The 18,563-nt window shown below is 52.6% G+C and carries 22 protein-coding genes and 1 other RNA gene; 15 read left to right on the plus strand and 8 right to left on the minus strand.

Translation table 11 applies throughout. From position 1 onward, the window contains the following. Positions 1–63: 63 nt before the first annotated feature. Entirely contained in the window at positions 64–621 is a 558-nt protein-coding gene (gene msrA, locus CJO09_RS15045; protein ID WP_119443120.1) for a peptide-methionine (S)-S-oxide reductase MsrA, read from the minus strand. 23 nt (positions 622–644) lie between these two features. Continuing rightward, complete coding sequence (locus CJO09_RS15050; RefSeq protein ID WP_119443121.1) at positions 645–923, minus strand: c-type cytochrome; 279 nt, start codon at positions 921–923, stop codon at positions 645–647. A 273-nt stretch (positions 924–1,196) separates the two neighbouring features. Here CJO09_RS15050 and lgt point away from each other — a divergent pair, with 273 nt between their 5' ends. Continuing rightward, positions 1,197–1,994, plus strand: a complete 798-nt coding sequence (lgt, locus tag CJO09_RS15055; RefSeq protein ID WP_119443093.1) for a prolipoprotein diacylglyceryl transferase — start codon at positions 1,197–1,199, stop codon at positions 1,992–1,994. On the opposite strand, the gene CJO09_RS15060 is transcribed toward lgt, so the two are convergent. From CJO09_RS15060 to CJO09_RS15075, 4 genes are all read right to left on the minus strand, one after another. Continuing rightward, a complete protein-coding gene (locus CJO09_RS15060) occupies positions 1,945–2,760 on the minus strand; it encodes an SIMPL domain-containing protein (protein ID WP_119443094.1) in 816 nt (271 codons plus the stop codon). The genes lgt and CJO09_RS15060 overlap by 50 nt on opposite strands. A 53-nt stretch (positions 2,761–2,813) precedes the next feature. Beyond that, positions 2,814–2,993: non-coding RNA, 6S RNA (ssrS, locus tag CJO09_RS15065), on the minus strand. Positions 2,994–3,067: 74 nt separating this feature from the next. Next, positions 3,068–3,376, minus strand: coding sequence for a cell division protein ZapA (locus CJO09_RS15070; protein WP_114421949.1), 309 nt, complete (start codon positions 3,374–3,376; stop codon positions 3,068–3,070). Between the two features lie 8 nt (positions 3,377–3,384). Beyond that, positions 3,385–3,855, minus strand: coding sequence for a hypothetical protein (locus CJO09_RS15075; protein WP_119443095.1), 471 nt, complete (start codon positions 3,853–3,855; stop codon positions 3,385–3,387). 111 nt (positions 3,856–3,966) lie between these two features. On the opposite strand from CJO09_RS15075, the gene CJO09_RS15080 reads away from it, so the two are divergent. Next, positions 3,967–4,875 (plus strand): NAD(P)-dependent oxidoreductase, encoded by a 909-nt coding sequence (locus CJO09_RS15080; protein WP_119443096.1) that lies wholly within the window; start codon positions 3,967–3,969, stop codon positions 4,873–4,875. Positions 4,876–4,927: 52 nt separating this feature from the next. On the opposite strand, the gene CJO09_RS15085 is transcribed toward CJO09_RS15080, so the two are convergent. After that, positions 4,928–5,503, minus strand: a complete 576-nt coding sequence (locus CJO09_RS15085) for an RNA pyrophosphohydrolase (protein ID WP_179950548.1) — start codon at positions 5,501–5,503, stop codon at positions 4,928–4,930. Between the two features lie 63 nt (positions 5,504–5,566). Between CJO09_RS15085 and CJO09_RS15090 the strand changes: the two genes are divergently transcribed. The 11 genes from CJO09_RS15090 to CJO09_RS15140 all read left to right on the plus strand — a co-directional run bounded on the left by CJO09_RS15090 (position 5,567) and on the right by CJO09_RS15140 (position 15,449). Beyond that, entirely contained in the window at positions 5,567–7,312 is a 1,746-nt protein-coding gene (locus CJO09_RS15090; protein ID WP_119443097.1) for a proline--tRNA ligase, read from the plus strand. Between the two features lie 10 nt (positions 7,313–7,322). Then, on the plus strand, positions 7,323–7,727 hold the full coding sequence (gene ybgC, locus CJO09_RS15095) for a tol-pal system-associated acyl-CoA thioesterase (protein WP_245961358.1): 405 nt from the start codon (positions 7,323–7,325) through the stop codon (positions 7,725–7,727). A gap of 2 nt (positions 7,728–7,729) precedes the next feature. Further along, positions 7,730–8,404: a protein TolQ gene (gene tolQ, locus CJO09_RS15100; protein WP_119443099.1), complete on the plus strand. Its 675-nt coding sequence runs from the start codon at positions 7,730–7,732 to the stop codon at positions 8,402–8,404. Next, the gene (gene tolR / locus CJO09_RS15105) at positions 8,404–8,892 is read left to right on the plus strand and encodes a protein TolR (protein ID WP_119443100.1); all 489 of its coding nucleotides are present in this window, start codon (positions 8,404–8,406) and stop codon (positions 8,890–8,892) included. Before tolQ ends, tolR begins: the two co-directional genes overlap by 1 nt. 17 nt (positions 8,893–8,909) lie before the next feature. Then, complete coding sequence (gene tolA, locus CJO09_RS15110) at positions 8,910–10,121, plus strand: cell envelope integrity protein TolA (RefSeq protein WP_119443101.1); 1,212 nt, start codon at positions 8,910–8,912, stop codon at positions 10,119–10,121. A 24-nt stretch (positions 10,122–10,145) separates the two neighbouring features. Continuing rightward, positions 10,146–11,456 (plus strand): Tol-Pal system beta propeller repeat protein TolB, encoded by a 1,311-nt coding sequence (gene tolB, locus CJO09_RS15115; RefSeq protein ID WP_119443102.1) that lies wholly within the window; start codon positions 10,146–10,148, stop codon positions 11,454–11,456. Positions 11,457–11,493: 37 nt separating this feature from the next. Continuing rightward, complete coding sequence (pal, locus tag CJO09_RS15120; protein WP_119443103.1) at positions 11,494–11,991, plus strand: peptidoglycan-associated lipoprotein Pal; 498 nt, start codon at positions 11,494–11,496, stop codon at positions 11,989–11,991. 77 nt (positions 11,992–12,068) lie between these two features. Next, positions 12,069–12,752 (plus strand): tol-pal system protein YbgF, encoded by a 684-nt coding sequence (gene ybgF / locus CJO09_RS15125; protein ID WP_119443104.1) that lies wholly within the window; start codon positions 12,069–12,071, stop codon positions 12,750–12,752. After that, entirely contained in the window at positions 12,752–13,798 is a 1,047-nt protein-coding gene (locus CJO09_RS15130; RefSeq protein WP_119443105.1) for a FecCD family ABC transporter permease, read from the plus strand. The genes ybgF and CJO09_RS15130 overlap by 1 nt, the downstream gene beginning before the upstream one ends. 12 nt (positions 13,799–13,810) lie before the next feature. Next, entirely contained in the window at positions 13,811–14,599 is a 789-nt protein-coding gene (locus tag CJO09_RS15135; protein ID WP_281270776.1) for an ABC transporter ATP-binding protein, read from the plus strand. A gap of 10 nt (positions 14,600–14,609) precedes the next feature. Further along, on the plus strand, positions 14,610–15,449 hold the full coding sequence (locus tag CJO09_RS15140; RefSeq protein ID WP_119443122.1) for an alpha/beta fold hydrolase: 840 nt from the start codon (positions 14,610–14,612) through the stop codon (positions 15,447–15,449). Here the strand turns inward: CJO09_RS15140 and CJO09_RS15145 are convergent. Next, the gene (locus tag CJO09_RS15145) at positions 15,446–15,994 is read right to left on the minus strand and encodes a copper chaperone PCu(A)C (protein ID WP_158582765.1); all 549 of its coding nucleotides are present in this window, start codon (positions 15,992–15,994) and stop codon (positions 15,446–15,448) included. The genes CJO09_RS15140 and CJO09_RS15145 overlap by 4 nt on opposite strands. A gap of 202 nt (positions 15,995–16,196) precedes the next feature. On the opposite strand from CJO09_RS15145, the gene CJO09_RS15150 reads away from it, so the two are divergent. Further along, positions 16,197–18,086: a methyl-accepting chemotaxis protein gene (locus tag CJO09_RS15150; RefSeq protein ID WP_119443108.1), complete on the plus strand. Its 1,890-nt coding sequence runs from the start codon at positions 16,197–16,199 to the stop codon at positions 18,084–18,086. Positions 18,087–18,311: 225 nt separating this feature from the next. Then, entirely contained in the window at positions 18,312–18,536 is a 225-nt protein-coding gene (locus CJO09_RS15155; RefSeq protein WP_119443109.1) for a DUF2061 domain-containing protein, read from the plus strand. Positions 18,537–18,563: the final 27 nt, after the last annotated feature.

Here is an 18,563-nt window from a genome sequence, read left to right on the forward strand (position 1 = left end):
CACCCCTAAATTAAGGGTTATCCCGAGGCCGTTTCCAAAGGGAACCGAACTGTAGCATGACTGTCATTTAGTTGCAAGCAGATTGCCGAAATGGGAACGCAATTTCGATAACTTGGGCGAAATAACAAAAACGCAATAGCCTTGCATAGGATTACGAGCATAGTAATCATGATGCACTTCCTCCGCCGGCCAGAATGTGGCTTTGGGTCGCAACTGGGTGACTACGGCCTGCCCTAGCTCATTTTCCACCTCCCGCATGACACGCCCAGCTATCCTTTCCTGTTCATCAGAATGATAAAAGATCACCGAAGCGTATTGCGGACCCACATCATTTCCCTGGCGGTTCACGGTTGTGGGATCGTGGGTGGCAAAAAAAACCGTCAAAAGTGTTTCATAGCTAATTTCAGCAGGATCGAACACAACCCGAACAACCTCGATATGACCTGTATTTTTTTCGCATACCGCCTCATAAGTCGGATTAGGAAGGTCTCCGCCTGCATAGCCTGGCGTAACACTTTTCACGCCTCGCAGCGCTGAAAGCACCGATTCGGTGCACCAAAAACACCCCCCACCCAGAACCGCCTCTTCCGTTCCTTCAGTCAAGACGTCAACTGATTCCATTTGCGTACTGTTCACCATATCCCTCACTTTTCAACGAGCGGCTCCACGGCCACTAAAGAAAGAATCCACTCCGCCAGAGCCTGTGCTTCGGCGTCGCTTACATGAGATTGCGCGGGCATCGGCACCGCCCCCCAACTACCCCGCGCACCTTGACGAATACGTGTCGCCAGATAATCAACAACCGCATCTCCACCTTCCCCTGCATAACGCTCAGCAATAACATTGAAATCGGGGCCCAGGCGTTTGCGACCCTGCTTGTCGTCTACGCGATGACAAGCAACGCATTTAAACGTTTCAACCATGCCCGGGCCGGCCGACACCTCGTTCGCTACGCCTGAAGCACCACTGGGAGAAATAAAACCCAGACCCAGGGTAAGCCCAAACCACAATCCAACTTTAGTCGTCAACCTTTTCATAACTATTCAACCAACGATATACCCTGAAAAACGATTATGTTTACTGCTTTCCACTTTATGTGGCCCGGCAAATGCAATGCGCTCCCATCAACAGAAACGGCAAATAAGGTTCGAGGTATTATTCAACAAACCTTAAATCGATCATAAATCAGGATCCTTATGCTTGTTCACCCGCAATTCGACCCCATCGCAGTTCAACTTGGCCCCATTGCCATCCATTGGTACGGCTTAATGTACCTGATTGCTTTCGGCCTGGTATGGCTTGCGGGCAGATGGAGAATCAACCATGGCAAAACTGATCTCAGCCTGAAAGACCTTGAAGACATTATTTTCTACGGCGTGATTGGCGTTATAGCAGGAGGACGCCTTGGTTACGTGCTGTTTTATAAGCCGGCTTATTACCTATCGAATCCACAGGAAATTTTTTATTTATGGGAAGGCGGAATGTCATTCCATGGTGGGCTAGTGGGCGTCGTCGTCATGCTTTTTCTACTAGCCCGCAGCAAAAATAAAACACTGCTGGAACTGGGTGATTTTATTGCCCCCATGATTCCCTTAGGATTAGCTGCCGGCAGGTTGGGAAACTTCATTAATGGCGAGCTCTGGGGACGCCCAAGCGATTTACCCTGGGCCATGGTTTTCCCACAGCTGCAAGACAATATCGCACGCCACCCTTCCCAGCTATACGAAATGGGCCTGGAGGGCATTCTGCTTTTCTTGATAGTTTGGTGGTTTGCCCGCGTTCCCAGACCCACCGGACAAGTTAGCGCCGTGTTCCTGATGGGTTACGGGATTTTCCGCTTTCTTGTTGAATATACACGCGAACCCGATGCGTTTTTGGGCCCGGTGCTTGGTGCACTAACCATGGGACAACTTTTATCGTTGCCCATGGTCGCAATCGGTTTGATTATTTATTTTCGCGCTGCAGATAAATCGTTCCCTGCACGGAAACAGTAACCGTTTCTGTATTGCCCTCTAGAGGAACCGACGCCTTATCAGCAGCCATAGCCATCATTCGCGGCGCGGGGGCATATTCAACCCCGGCGCCACCCAGATTCAACTCCTTGATGCTATAGCTTTGAAACCCAAACGCCACTGCAAAGGCATCAGCACGCTTCCTGAACGCCGCAGCTGCCTCTTCGAGCAAGGCCTCTTCGGCTTTGGCACGACTTTCCGGGGAAACGGAAAAAGCAATATTAGTGATGGAAAGTTGATCGCCCAGGCTTGCCGCCAACTCCGAGGCGGCAGGGAAATCTTTAGACTCAAGAATAAGCTCGGCCCGGCCCTGCCAACGCGTTACCTTGCCGTCCTCATCGGTAAAAGGCCAGACACGGAAGTTACCTGAGTAAACCTTCACGGCATCTTGTTTTTTAGCGCTCGCCACAGCCGTATCAAGTGCCTTGCTTAATTGCGCGTTGACAACTTGCTGACTGACGTCGTTCAGTTGTGCCGACAGCGTTACCGTGACTGTATCTTGAGCAACTTGACTGGATGCCGCTGCCTGCAAACTGGCTTGAGGCAAACGCGGGCCGCCCATCGTTTTGGCATGGTGCCCATATTGCGCACCGTGATGCCCGCCTGATGACTCCGGATGCCCCATTGGGCCGGTACCGTGAGATGCCGCCATGACCGCAACAGGCGCCACGGCCAAACCAACAAAAACACTGAAAACGCATCCTGCCAACTTCGCGCGGACGCAAATACTCTTACCTGACGAGATCATAAGACACCTCCTAACAAGCAAAAAGCCCGTCTTAAACAAGACGGGCTTTCAATAAATGCCCCGCATGTGCCGTCTAGACCGGCATCCTGGAACCGTAAGTTCAAGGTGGTCGCCTTCAGTCAAGCTTCGGGATCACCAATTAAGGCGTTCACGCCCACTTGTCAATCGAGCAACCTAATGCCATAGCATTGGTTCAAGAAATATAGGTCAAGTCACGAACACCGCAGGGACTAACCGTTGGACCCACAATAACGTACAAACCCAAACAAACAAAGAAACGGTTTGTAAATATCGCAGGACCGAAAATTCATTCCGGCTTTGCCTCGGGCAAAACCAAATTCAGTTGGCCATGCATTTCATCAAGTTTACGCTTGAAGTCACCCACTGCAACGCTACCCAATGGACCATCGGGCGCACGCATTGACAGCATTTCGGCCGCAATTTGAATTGAAGCCATTACGGCAATACGCTCGTTGCTCGAAATTTTACCAGAGCTTTTTACTGCCAACATGCGCTGATCGACAAATTTGACGGCGTCGAGCAAAGCTTGTTTTTCCGCAGGCTCGCAAGCCAACGAGTATTCACGCCCCAAGATTGATATATCGACTCGTTCCATATGTTTGTTTACTCCTGCGGTGCACCAGGCAAACGCTCAAGCAGCGCATCAATGCGCTGCCTCGCATCGCCGGCGGCATGACGCAAACGGCCCGCTTCAGCACGACTTTGTTCAAGCTCTTGCAAAACTTGTTTGTAAGCAACTTGCTGTTGGTTCAGCTCCGACTCAAGACGGGCTTGCACTGCGCGAGCCTCTCGCAGTTGGTCGGCACTCTCCGATTGTAATTGCGTGCGCAGCGCGTTGAGCTCATTTTGTGCTGCGGTGCGGATTTGCGCCATTTCAGCCTCGTGACGCTGCGCCTGCGCGGCGACATCCTTGAACTCACTTTCCTGGCGAGCCAATTGCGCTTGTAGTTGGTCTCGCTCTCGTTCGGCCTGTTCAGCCCGACCACCGAGCGCAGCCTGCTCCGACTGCAATTGCTTTGTCAGTTCAACGAGTTGCCCGATACGGGCGGCGAGAAAGTCTAAGTCTTGCAACATGAGCGATATCGTAAACCAAGGCTCGCGAACGCGAAAGCCATCGGCGGCATGAATTGCGAAGTCGTTAGAATAACCGAATTTCCGATTCCCACCGCAAAGAAGGAGACCACTATGTCCACCTCGATTGGCGAGCGCCAATATCCATCCGGCTCACCAGTGAAACTGGCTTTTCTTGGGTTAGGCGTAATGGGCTACCCAATGGCCGGCCATCTCAGCCGCGCCGGTCACACTGTGACCGTGTACAACCGGACTACAGCAAAGGCAACAGCGTGGTGCGCCGAATTTCAGGGTGATCATGCGAAAACGCCCAGAGAGGCGGCAACTAACGCCGACTTTGTCATCGCCTGCGTTGGAAATGATGACGATTTGCGCAGTGTTGTGCTGGGAAATGACGGCGCATTCGCAGGTATGAGAAAAAATGCCATTTTCATTGACCACACAACGGCGTCTGCAGACGTTGCACGGGAACTTTACGCAGCCGCCGGAAATCTAGGCTTGGATTTTGTTGATGCACCCGTTTCCGGAGGCCAGGCGGGAGCCGTAAACGGTGCATTAACAGTTATGTGCGGCGCGCAACCCGAAACATTCGACCTGGCTAAGCCAATCATTGAGAACTACGCCCGGGCAATAACACTCATGGGCGCGCCCGGTTCAGGCCAATTATGCAAAATGGTGAACCAAATCTGCATTGCCGGCCTGTTGCAAGGCCTTTCCGAAGCCGTCGCATTTGGTAAAACGGCAGGGCTCGATATGCATAAAGCACTGACTGTCATCGGCCAAGGCGCCGCACAAAGCTGGCAACTAGACCATCGCGGCACCACCATGATCGACAACAAGTTCGACTTCGGTTTTGCAGTAGACTGGATGCGCAAAGACCTCGGCCTGGTCTTGGACGAAGCAAAAAATAACGGGAGCAGCGTTCCGGTAACCGCTCTGGTCGACCAGTTCTACGCCGATGTCCAGCGCATGGGTGGTGGCCGTTGGGATACCTCGAGTTTAATCACCCGTTTGCAGAAATAAGATTCGGTGGACGAACAACCTTGACCTGCCCGCCCACCATCTCTACCTTAAACTATTGCGGTGTCGTTACGCGAGCGCCAGACACCAGAACTGTTTTACGTTGTACAGTTTTGGTTCCCTGGCCCCGCGCCCGCAAGTAACGAGTATCCTGACTGCGCCGGAACAAAATAGTTGCCAACTCATTCAAGGCTTGGGTATACACTTCGCGCTTGAATTCGATCACGGCATCAAGCGGGACCCAATAATGACTCCAGCGCCAGGCATCGAACTCGGGATGCCGGGTGGCACGCAAGCTAACATCGGAATCTCGTCCAACCAACCTTAAAAGGAACCAAATCTGCTTTTGCCCCTTGTATATACCCCGCGAATCACGCCGGATGAAATCTTCCGGCACGTTATATCGCAACCAATTACGCGTTCGCCCCAAAATGCGGACATGTTCCGGTAGTAAACCCACCTCTTCGCGCAGCTCCCGGTACATAGCCTGCACCGGACTCTCGCCGTACTTGATACCACCTTGCGGAAACTGCCATGAATGTTCCCGAATGCGTTTACCCCAGAACACCTCGTTTTTTTGATTAACGAGGATAATGCCAACATTAGGGCGGTAGCCTTCGCGATCCAACATAGGCCACCCCTTCGAATTTAATACAATTACGTCCGATTATACGTATCTGTCGAGAACCCTACCATGCGTGCATCCCAGTATCACATCAATACCCTCAAAGAAGCCCCTGCTGAAGCGGAGGTCACCAGCCATCAACTCATGACCCGGGCAGGCATGATTCGCAAGATCGCGGGCGGCATTTACACGTATATGCCGCTTGGCCTCAGAGTGTTGAAAAAAATAGAAAATATTGTGCGCGAAGAGATGGATCGCGCGGGCGCCATCGAGTTGCTCATGCCGATTGTTCAGCCTGCGGAGCTCTGGGAAGAATCGGGGCGATGGACCGAGTACGGACCCGAACTTTTAAGAATAAAAGACCGCCATCAACGTGATTTTGTCTTGCAGCCAACGTCTGAAGAGGTGATTACCGATATCGCCCGCAACGAAATCCAAAGCTGGCGTCAGCTCCCTGTGAATTTTTATCATATTCAAACAAAATTCCGGGACGAGCGCCGGCCGCGGTTTGGGCTGATGCGTGGGCGCGAATTCACCATGAAAGACGCCTATTCTTTCGACCGAAATGAGGAAGACGCTCAGGCCAGCTACGACAGAATGTATGACGCTTACATGAATATATTCACACGCCTGGGCCTGACCTTTCGCGCTGTCGCGGCGGATACCGGATCAATTGGCGGGTCGCGCAGCCATGAGTTTCAGGTAATCGCAGATACAGGCGAAGACTTGATCGTTTACAACCCCGACTCACAATACGCGGCCAACATTGAACTGGCGGAGGCGCCTTGCCTGATCAATCAAAGAGGCAACGCAGATGCCAGCATGCAGAAGGTAGCCACACCCGAGATGCCTAAATGCGCAATGGTAGCCGAGCACCTTCAGCGTCCACTTACAGATACCGTAAAGTCGATTGTCGTTACCGCCGAGCCGGCCAACGAAGATGAAAGCGCCGCAATTTACCTGCTGATGATTCGCGGTGACCATGAGCTTAATGAAATAAAAGTCGGCAAACTTGAAGGGTTCGAGAGGGGGTTCCGCATGGCCACCGACGACGAAATAAAAGCCGCTTTTGGGTGTTCGCCGGGATATATCGGCCCGGTTAATCCGAAAGCCCCCGTCACCATCATCGCCGACCACACGGTTGCCAACATGAGCAATTTCATCTGCGGGGCCAATGAAGACGGGTTCCACTTGAGCGGCGTTAACTGGGCACGCGACCTGCCGGAACCTGAGGTTGCAGATATCCGTAATGTCGTTGTGGGCGATCCCGACCCGCGTGGGGGGACCCTCTCGATACAACGGGGGATTGAAGTTGGGCACATTTTCTTTCTGGGTGACAAATACTCCAAAGCGCTGCAAGCCACGTTCCTTGACACCGACGGCAAGCCGGCAGTGATGCAAATGGGTTGCTATGGGATTGGCGTCAGTCGCATTTCTGCTGCGGCAATCGAACAAAACCATGATGAAAAAGGCATCATTTGGCCGCGCGCTATCGCTCCATTCGAGGTCGTGATCTGCCCAATGGGCTGGCATAAAAGCGAAACGGTCCGCCAAGCCTGCGAAAAACTGTATCAAGACTTAAAGAACCAAGGCGTCGACGCCATTCTTGATGACCGCGACATTCGCCCTGGCGTAATGTTTGCCGACTGGGAGCTGATTGGAGTGCCATTGCGCGTCACGATTGGCGACAGAGGATTAAACGAAGGCCTCATTGAGTGTCAAATTCGAGCCGAAGGCCAGACCCACAAAGTACCGGTCGAAAATGGCACGACTTACGTTCTGGAACAGTTACAATTGCTGTCCCGTTCCAAATGACAGGATCACCGTGTATTCTACGTTGCCAATTCGCGTGTATTACGAAGACACTGACGCCGGCGGAGTTGTTTTCTACGCAAACTACTTGAAATTTTTCGAGCGTGGAAGAACCGAGTGGTTACGTCAGCTGGGCGTAAATCAAACCGAGCTGGCAACGAAAGAAAACCGGATTTTCGTCGTGAAAGGGCTGGACATCCGCTACAGGAAGCCCGCCCGTCTCGATGACCTTCTGTCTATTCACAGTAAGGTGACACGCGTGGGCAAAGCCTCAATCGATTTTCATCAGGTTGCGGAACTTAATGGTGAACCTTTATGCGAAAGTAATATCCAAATTTGTTGCGTCGACGCTCGAAGTTTGCGGCCGATAGCTTTGCCCAACCATCTCAAAACCCTTTTGAACCAGCTTCAGGATTAATCATGCAGCCTACCAGCGACTTGTCGTTGATAACCCTTATTCTTGATGCCAGTATCCCCGTTCAGCTCGTCATGCTGATACTTATTGGCATTTCCGTTCTGTCCTGGACATATATTTTCAGTAAGCGTGCCACTTTGAAGCGAGCACATGAACAAACACGCTTGTTCGAAGATGACTTCTGGGCGGGTGGTGATCTGGCAGCCTTGCAAAAATCGGTCTCATCGAGTCCCGGCGACTACGGCGCCCTGGCCCGAATTTTCGACGCAGGCATGACGGAGTTCATCAAAGCCCGGCGGGTAAACGGAAATGCAGAAGCCTTATTGGACGGTCCCCGACGCGCAATGCGGGCGAGCTATCAGCGAGAAATGGATAGCCTCGAATCGCACTTGAACTTTCTGGCGTCAGCGGGTTCCGTGAGCCCATACATTGGCCTGTTAGGGACAGTGTGGGGCATTATGCACGCCTTCCTGGGGCTATCGGCCATGCAACAGGCCACGTTGGCTGCGGTGGCTCCGGGGATTGCCGAAGCGCTGATCGCCACTGCCATTGGTTTGTTTGCGGCCATCCCGGCCGTCGTCGCTTATAACCGATACACCAACGAAATCGATCGCCTTTCAATGCGTTTTGACAGCTTCATTGATGAGTTTCTGAACATTCTGCAACGACAGGTTCGCTAATGGCGTCTTCACGTAGTCACTTATCCCGACCAAGCCGGCGGCTCAAGAACGAAATCAACGTCGTGCCCTACATCGACGTCATGCTGGTATTGTTGGTTATCTTCATGGTAACCGCGCCCATGATTACGCCGGGGCTGATCGAGCTGCCCACCGTAGGGCGCGCCTCCGACGTGCCGGTAGAGCCCGTCGAAGTGCAAATCCAGGAAGATGGCAGTTTGGCAATACGAAGCCGGTCGGCGGGCAGCGAATTCGAGGATATTCCCCAAGATGGATTAGTCGATGCGGTCAGGACACGTATTACAAATGAAACCCCGGTTGTTATTGCCGCCGACGGCAAGGTTCCATATGAACAGGTCATGGCAGTAATGGATCAACTGCGCAGTAACGGGGTTACGCGCCTGGGCCTATTGGTCGATCAAGGTGCATCAGAAGTTACCGACAATGCTCCCTTAAGCCAACCATCCACGCCTCCGGCGGAACAGAACTAGGTTATTGCCGCAGCCATATGAAACGTTTTGGGTCGGTCTCACACGGAAAACACCCCGCCACGCTTGAACAGCAAGACGAGCGCAAAGGTTTTCTTTATGCCGTTTTGGCGCATTTGGCGGTAGCCGGCGTTTTGATGCTGGGTGTTCTCACTTCTGCACCCAAAACGCCCGCCCCCGTGCAGGTCGAGCTGTGGATGGATGGAACCACCCCCGAAACAGCGCCGACGACCGAACAGACGCCTCAATCTGATCTTGAACCTGAACCTGAACCTGAACCTGAACCTGAACCCGCGCCTGAGCCTGAGCCTGAGCCTGAGCCTGAGCCTGCGCCACAGCCGAAACCCGAGCCTACGCCGGAGCCCAAACCGCAGCCTCAACCTGAACCGGAACCAACGCCCGAACCAACGGTAGACGCCGACCCCGACATTGCGCTTGAAAAAGCACGTAAAGAACGTGAAGAGGCTGAACGCAGAGCTCGTGAGGAAGCTGAGCGTCAGGCTAAAGAAGAAGCTGAACGCAAAGCTCGCGAAGAAGCTGAGCGTCAAGCCAAAGAAGAAGCTGAACGCAGAGCCCGCGAAGAAGCCGAACGTCAAGCCAAAGCTGAGGCTGAGCGAAAAGCCCGCGAAGAAGCTGAGCGCAAAGCCAAAGAAGAAGCTGAGCGCAAAGCCAAAGAAGAAGCTGAACGTCAGGCCAAAGCAGAGGCTGAGCGGAAAGCCCGCGAAGAAGCCGAACGTAAAGCCAAGGCAGAGGCTGAACGCAAAGCCAAAGCTGAGGCTGAACGAAAAGCCCGTGAAGAAGCTGAGCGTAAAGCCAAAGCTGAAGCAGAACGAAAAGCACGTGAAGAAGCGAAGCGCCGCGAAGCGATTAAACAGGCCATGCGAGGTGATGCTTTGGGTGCCGCCGGCATTCAGGGCGGCACAGCAGATCGCAACCAACGTGGTGGTGGCGGAACCGATAGTGGTTACGCCGCACAAATCCGTGCATGTGTTCAACCTAGGGTGGTCTACCCCATCCCGCCTCGTTCGGGGCCTAACCCGCGGGTCCAGTTCCGCGCGACGCTAAGCCCTGAAGGACGCGTGCGCAGTGTTGAAATTAGCCGTTCGTCCGGCATTCCGGCTTTCGATCGTGCAGTCGAAAACGGAATTCGGGCTTGCGACCCCTTCCCAAAACCCCCTTCCGGCAGATATCCTGCCTATATCGACGGGGATTACTATATGTATGATCAATAGTATGACCAACAGGAGATTGCCGAGATGACTATCGTCACGTTCGCCAAAAATGTTGTCCGAAACCTCAGGCGTTTAAGCCAGGTTGCTCTGATTGCGGCTGCGGCCAATCTGACGCTCGGCACAACCGCAACCGCCCAACTAAGAGTCGATATCTCTGGCGTGGGAGCAACACAATACCCAATTGCGATTGCCGACATGCAGGGGGACCCTGCAGGGCGCACGATCGCCGAGGTTATCCGTGCCGACCTCACCCGATCAGGGCAGTTCAAACTCGTTAATGCGACTGGCGCTGCGCTTACCGCCGAGACACCGGTTTCCCACGACGATTGGCGCAGTCGCGGTGCTGACTATATTGCCTACGGTTCAGTATCCCAGGCTGCCGGTCAATACACCGTTACGTATCGCTTAACCGATACGGTTCGTAAAACCGAACTCGACGGTGTTGCGTTCGCCGGTTCCGAAAAAGAGCTTCGACGCATTGCACACCAAATCGCAGACCGCATTTACGAAAAAATCACAGGCATTCGTGGGGTATTCTCAACACGTCTGGCTTATGTTGTGAAGCGTGGCGATGTCTATGAGCTTCAGATTGCCGACGCCGACGGGCAAAATCCTCAAGTCATGTTACGTTCCAAGCACTCAATCATTTCTCCGGCATGGTCGCCCGACGGCAAAAAACTGGCTTACGTTAGTTTTGAGCTTGGCAAACCGGTTGTGTACGTACAAACATTGGCTACGGGCCAGCGCGTACCCATTGCAAACTTTAAAGGCAATAACAGCGCTCCGGCATGGTCGCCCAACGGAGACAAAATGGCCGTAGCGTTGTCTCGTGATGGTATTTCCCAAATTTATGTCATTGACAATGACGGTTCGAATTTGCGTCGGGTGATGCGTTCACCGCTTATCGATACCGAACCGCACTTCTCACCTGACGGCAACTCTATTGTATTTACAAGTGATCGTAGCGGCAGCCCGCAAATCTACCAAGTTCCCGTAAACGGAGGGGATGCGCGTAGAATAACTTTTAACGGAAGTTACAACATCTCACCGGCACTCTCGCCTGACAGTAACAATTTAGTGTACGTTACACGCAGAGACGGGGCATACCGTATTGCAATGCAGAACATGGCAACGGGATCCGAACAAATTCTTACTGATGGACCCGATGATCAGTCTCCCAGCTTTGCACCTAACGGCATGCAAGTTTTGTACAGCGCTGTTCAAAATGGTCGCAGTGTTCTGGCGGTGGTTTCCACCGATGGTCGTGTTCGGCAAACACTCTCCACGCTTGAAGGCAAAGTACAAGAACCCACTTGGGGCCCGTTTACTAACTAATTTTTTCAGTGTGACTCTTCTCTTTAAAGGAACTTAAATGAGCTCGCGCATTACAAAAAGCCTCAGTATCGCTGCCCTGGCCGCCTCTTTGGCAGCTTGCAGCTCCGTCCCCCTGGATCAGACCGGATCGGGTTCTGGTGCCGGAGGCGACGGCGCATCGACCGGCCAGATCATGGACCCCTTCAACCCGCAAAGCCCTTTGGCACAGCAAAAGTCGGTTTATTTCGAGTACGATAGCTACGTTGTACCGGATCAATACCGCAGCGTTGTTGAAATGCACTCATCCTACCTATCCAATAATGGTCAGCAAAAAGTGCGTATTGAAGGTCATGCCGATGCACGCGGGGGGTCAGAATACAACCTCGCGCTGGGTCAGCGACGCTCGGATGCTGTTGCAAGAATGATGCAGTTGCTGGGTGTTCGAGCCGAGCAAATTGAAACAATCAGTTTCGGGAAGGAGCGTCCTCGCGCAATGGGTAACACTGAAGCAGACTACGCGGAAAACCGTCGCGCAGACTTCAATTACCAGCGCTAGTAAGCAGCTTCACGTAAAAAGCGCACGCCGTAGCGCGAAATCGCTACGGCGTTTTTTCAAGAACAGGTAACGGCCATATGAATGTCCTAATCAAATCGCGCACCTTCCTGGCAACCGCTGCCGCAACCAGTTTGTTGTTTTTTTCCACCTCCGCTTCTGCCTTTGCCGACGACGAGGCCCGGCGCGCCATTCTGGAGCTTCGCGAACAGATTCGGCAAATGACCGAGCAAAACCAGCAAGCCCGACTGCAGTTGGCCGACCGTATCGAAACTTTGCAGCAGGAAGTGGCGAATCTTCGTGGCCAAATCGAGCGAATGCGATTTGAGCTCGATGTTAAAAACGGCAGAGGCTTGGGCTTGAATCAGGACACCCCTCAAGTCAGCAATCCTCAAGAGCAGGCCGCATTCGATCAAGCGATGAATTTCTTTCGCGCAGGCCAATATAAGGAAGCCGCTGAAAGCTTTGGTACATTCGCCAATAATTATCCCAACAGCCAATTGAATGCCGATGCGCGGTTTTACCGAGGCAGTAGCCTGTATGCCTCAAAAAGTTTCGGCCCTGCGGTCACCGAGCTCCAAGCCATGGAGCAAAACCACCCCGAGCACGCCCGGGCCCCCGACGCATTGCTTATTGTGGCGGCTGCGCAAATCGAGCAAAACAACTTGTCGGGAGCACGCGACACGCTGCAACGCATTGTTGAGAAATACCCACAAAGTAATGCAGCGCAAACCGCACAGGAACGCTTGAAGCTCCTGCAATAATGTCTGTAAAAAAAACCTCCGGCGTTCTTGTCGCATACCGGAGGCAACAGCTTAGGAAGCTATGGCTACTCCTGTTTCTTATCTTCCTGATTGTCGCGACAATCCTTATCGATTTGACGATCGGTCCTGCCGATATTGGAATTTCAGATGTTGTCGAAACACTGTTATGGCCGGCGCAGTCGAATAGTTTGGACGTCGCCGTTATCTGGCAGCTACGCGTTCCACAGTCGTTGATGGCGCTTACAGTTGGCGCCGCGCTGGGTATTGCAGGTGCGGAAATGCAGACGGTGCTCGACAACCCGTTAGCCAGCCCTTTTACACTCGGCGTCTCTTCGGCAGCGGCTTTAGGTGCTGCACTGGCCTTGAGCTTTAATTTAACCATTCCCGGGTTACCTGCGGAGATCGGGCTTGTAGGCAGTGCCATGGCTGTGGCCTTGGCATGTACCGCCCTGCTTGATCGCGTTGCATCGCGACAAGGTGCAAACGCAAATAATATTGTTCTATTCGGTATTGCATTGATATTCAGCTTCAATGCCTTGTTAGCATTAATGCAATACTTGGTGAGTGCATCGTCGCTTCAACTATTAATATTCTGGATGATGGGCAGCCTTGCGCGCAGCAACATGACCGGCGTTGCTGTGGTATCCGTTGGGCTGCTTGGGGTTCTATTCCTGGCTATGCGCCAAGCCTGGCAACTGACCGCTTTGCGCTACGGCGACGAACGGGCCCGTACTCTGGGTGTTGATACCCACGCATTAAGAAGGCGCAGCCTGTTCCGCGTTGGCATCCTGACAGCAGTTTCCGTATCACTCACCGGGGTGATCGGCTTCATTGGATTGGTTGCTCCTCATATCGCCCGCAGGTTGGTAGGGGAAGACCATCGCTGGTTTCTGCCTACCAGTGCTTTAACAGGTGCTCTTCTTCTAATAAGCGCCTCCGGCTTGTCAAAAATGTTGGTGACAGACACACTGTTACCTGTGGGAATTGTCACAACTTTTGTAGGCGTACCTGTTTTTGCCTGGATCGTCTTGCGTAAACAATCCTGAATGCATTCATTTATGGCTTCCTCCTTTCGGGCTGCAGGCATTACAACGCACTTGAACGATAAAACGGTTTTGTCGGAGCTTAACCTGCCCGATTTAGAAACCGGGCAATTGTGCGCCCTGATGGGCCCGAACGGCTGTGGAAAATCGACTTTGTTAAAAAGTTTGGCCGGCCTTGTTCAGTGCAAGATTAAGACACTGACCTACGCCGACAGGCAAATACCTCAAAATGAAAAGCATCTACCTCAACCTCTATTCGGATATTTGCCTCAATATCTGCCAGAGGGGCCCAATCTCACGGTTATGGAGGCGCTTTTGGTAGCGCAGGCAAATTCCAATACCGCTTCGAAAAGCAGGCCATTTGAAGAGGCGGAATCAATACTTGAGGAACTAAACATATTGTCGCTGGCCAATGCCCGCGCTGACCAGCTCTCGGGCGGACAAAAACAGTTACTCGCGCTTGGCCAACTACTATGCCGAAAACCCCGTATCCTGCTGCTGGATGAACCCTTTGCTGCGCTGGATATGGCACATACCTATCAAGTAATGAATTTGCTGAAAAGCCTCACCGTACGGCAGCAGCTCATCACAATTTTTGTGACACACGACCTCAATTTCGCGTTACGCAACGCGAACGTTGCGTTGCTTATGAAGAATGGCGGCCTAAACAGTTACGGCACACCTGAGTCAGTATTGAATTCAAGTCGAATAGCCGACGTTTTTGGTGTGCAAACCCGTCTGGAACGTTGCAGCCATGGCCAACCTTTTATATTTATCGATGGCCCTGCCGTCAAACTGCTGTAAAAAAAATTCCATGCCTACCCTAGCACCCAATTTTGCCGAACAAACCTGCCAAATTAACAATGACACATATCACTACCTGAAAACAGGAGAAGACGAACCAAAGGTTTTACTCATTCATGGTTCATTATGTGATTACCGCTATTGGCGTTGGCAGTTACCTGCTTTCGCATCGTCGGTGTGCACGCTTTCCCCTAGTTTGCGCGGCTATTGGCCTGGAATGGGCGCCCACCCCAACCCTGACTTCTCAGTGCAACAGCATGCACTTGACATGCGGGCACTGATCGAAACGCTCTCGCCAACCCACCCTATCCACATATTGGGACACTCTCGGGGGGCTCTGGTGGCAATGGAGTTGGCAGAACTGGCCCCGGAACGGGTGCGGTCATTAATATTGGCTGACCCCGGCTTTCATTCAAGCTCACTTCCTCCCAGCCATGGTTTTCAACTAGAAGCAGCCGACCGACTTAAACAAGGAGATGTCGAGGGGGGGCTGGCGCTGTTTATTGACTCGGTAAGCGGGGAGAACACCTGGGCACGCACCACCGGATGGTTTAAGTCGATGGTACGCGAGAACGCCGACACGATAATATCGCAGGTTTTGGAAGCAGACAAAGAATACGACTTAAACCGCGTCTCGAAACTGAAATGCCCAACCTTACTACTAGGTGGCGCCGAGAGCCCTGCACGCTATAAACACATTCTGGATATTCTGGAGCTACTCCTGCCCGACGTGCGCCGCGCAACAATTCCACTGGCCACCCATGGCATGAACCTGGCCAACCCGAAAGCGTTCAATAAACAAGCTCTGGCGTTCTGGGAGGAGGTATCAAACGCAGAGTCCGGTGCCTAATGCGACATGTGAGCGGCGGGTGATACGGTGGCAGCCGGCTTAACTTCACACTTTGCCGCCACTTTCTCGCCCGATTTCAGCACAAGTGACAGGCCGACCGTATCACCGACCTGAACCTGTCGATTCGGCTTTTCCAGCATAAGGTGGTACCCACCCGGCTTGAACTCCAGCTTTTGGTCTGCTTGCACAACCACCTCGGAGACCATTGCCATTCGACTCAAACCATTCTCTTGCTTGGTTTGGTGAACCATCACATCGTCAAAAGCGTCAGCGGCGGCACCTACCACCACAATATTGTCGGGACGATTATTCTGCAAGAGAAAATAACCGGCCGACGGTGCTGAAGCAGGCAATAACCGCAGCCAACAATTATTAACCGCCACGTTATCTGCCAGGGGCATATTCTGAATCGTGCCGGACATTTTTTGCATTGCGGCATTCTGGTCGTGCCCCTGTCCCATGTGATCGCCATGCGACGCAGCCCATACAGAAGCAACCAAAATACTTTGCAGGGCTATCGCCGTTGCCAATTTAACCACTTTCATTGCATTGTCCTCTTGTGTCTGTTGTGCGAAGTTTAACCGCTTTTCCTTCAGCTCCCTGCTCTGTGGAATTGGAAAAAGACCGAAAATCATCGCTTATTCCGACCCTTATTGGACAACAGTCGGTCATACGATCACTAAAGTTATCCAAAAGCCAGCCGTTAATAGATTTCGGTATTGTCTAAAGTTCTCACCCGGAGACAACATGAAAGGGCTTCGCAACCTGAAAGTAAGAACCAAACTGATTGGTGGCTTTCTGATTGTCGCCGCCATAGCCGCCGTTATCGGCGTCATTGGCATGCGATCCATGCAGCAAATCAACCAGTTAACGCAAAAGCTATACGATGAGGAGTTCATCGGTCTGCGTCATGCCAGCGAGGCTGACAGGCAGTTGGTCGCCGCCGGGCGTGCGCTAAGAAGCACGCTGCTAACAAGCACAGCCGACGACTACCGCAGCGAATACTTCTCTATCAATAACCACTTTATGTCGGCGCGCCTGGCTTTGGAAGACTTGGCTAAAACTGCCGTTTCCGAAGAACGCAAGAAACGGGTTCGCGACGCCCAGGAAGCGCTGCAAGCCTATATGGAGGTCGCGCGCGATGTGGTGAGCGACGATCCATCTGTTAGCCTGGGTCGGCTGGATACCATCGAACGGGTTTTCACGGAAATGCGCCCCATGGGAGACGAGGCTGAAAGTCTGATCAAGCGAATTGTGTTCGATCAGCAAGATGATGCCGAATCCGCCACCCGGGAAATCCAAAACATTTTCCAACAAACCTTGGTTTTTATGGTGGTTTTAACTGCTATCGGCGTTCTGATCGCCATTGCATTGGGGCTGCTGATTACACGGGGCTTTACCCGTCAACTGGGTGGCGAACCCACCGAAGTTGCCCGCATAGCGGGCTCAATCGCCAAAGGCAACTTAAACAACACGATTAAAGTTCCCAAGCGCGCCCAGGGCAGCATTATGCATGCCATGCACCTTATGCAAGAGTCGTTACGCAAGGTCGTCGGCGCGGTTCGCATCAGTAGCGATCACATCGCCACCGGCACCACTCAAATTGCCGCAGGCAACGCAGACTTATCACAACGCACTGAAGAACAAGCTGCCAACCTTACGGAAACGGCAGCCGCCATGGAAGAACTGGCCAGCACAGTTAAAAGCAACGCCGAAGTAGCCCAGCAAGCCGCACACATGGCTACCTCGGCCAGCAAATCGGCCACAGAGGGTGGCGACGTGGTGCAGAACGTGGTGACCACCATGCAGGATATCAACACGTCGTCGCGACAAATCGTTGATATTATTTCAGTCATCGACAGCATCGCTTTCCAAACCAATATTCTGGCGTTGAATGCTGCCGTTGAAGCTGCGCGCGCGGGCGAGCAAGGACGCGGGTTTGCCGTTGTAGCCAGCGAGGTTCGCGGCCTCGCACAAAAAAGTGCTTCGGCGGCAAAAGATATCAAGAACCTCATCGACAACAGCGTGAAAAAAGTAGATGCGGGCAGCCAGTTGGTCGATGAGGCCGGCACGGCAATGCAAGACATCGTTAATCAAGTCAAGCGTGTCACCGACCTGATCAATGAAATCAGCGCTGCCACAACCGAGCAAACCTCAGGTATTAACCAAATTAACGATGCCATTCTCCAGCTCAGCGACGTAACCCAGCAAAACGCAGCACTGGTGCAGGAATCCGCCGCAGCGTCAGACAGCCTCAAGGCTCAAGCCAACCGGCTTGTTGAAGTGGTCAACCTGTTTGATGTTGGGCAAGAGTACATCGATGTCCAGGCACGTGAAATTGCGCGTGAAACGACTGAAGACACGCACCAAACAGCCTCTTCCGCAGCCGCGCTGCCGTCGGGGCGCAAGCATAAAGCGTCATCCCGCGAGTTACCGCATGAGGAAAAAAATCAACGGGAGACGAAGCACAACCATAGCCAATCCAGACCGCAGAACGGTGCAACACCGAAAAACGAAGAGAACGACACGCGACAACACAGCAATCGCGAATTGCGCCGTCCGGATCTTGGCCAAGCCAACGGTACCCAAAAACGTAAACCTGCAGCATCCAAAGAAGACGATTGGGAAGAGTTTTAATTTTCCGGAATCAATGTAAAACCACCACCCGATCCCTAACCTGTTAAGGGATGGCAAAAGCTGGACATAGTCCAGCTTTTTTTTGGCCGCACCGCTAATACGGTGTGCACGCGCTGCACTAGATGACGTGAAATAGCAAAAACCTATTGAATGGATTTAAACAATCAAATTGTTTAAATAAATGAGAATGACTATCATTTATTCATCGAGTCAAGAGGAAGCGTCATGTTCATTATTGAAAAAACCAGCCAGGTCTTTTTGCATATGGGTGTCGCCTTTGCCGTTACGTATGCCATGACGGGTTCAATAATGACAGGAGGATTGGCAGCCTTGGTTGAACCAATATGCAATGTCGCGTTACTACCGCTTCATGAAAAGGTGTGGCGCAAGATTAAAACCCGGCGGCTGCGCTCCGCCCATCACGGCAACTGTGCAGTTGCACAACCGTGATGAGTGTTAACATTCGCAATTATCCAG

This window comes from Neopusillimonas maritima (assembly GCF_003576595.1).
Lineage (GTDB): Bacteria > Pseudomonadota > Gammaproteobacteria > Burkholderiales > Burkholderiaceae_B > Neopusillimonas > Neopusillimonas maritima.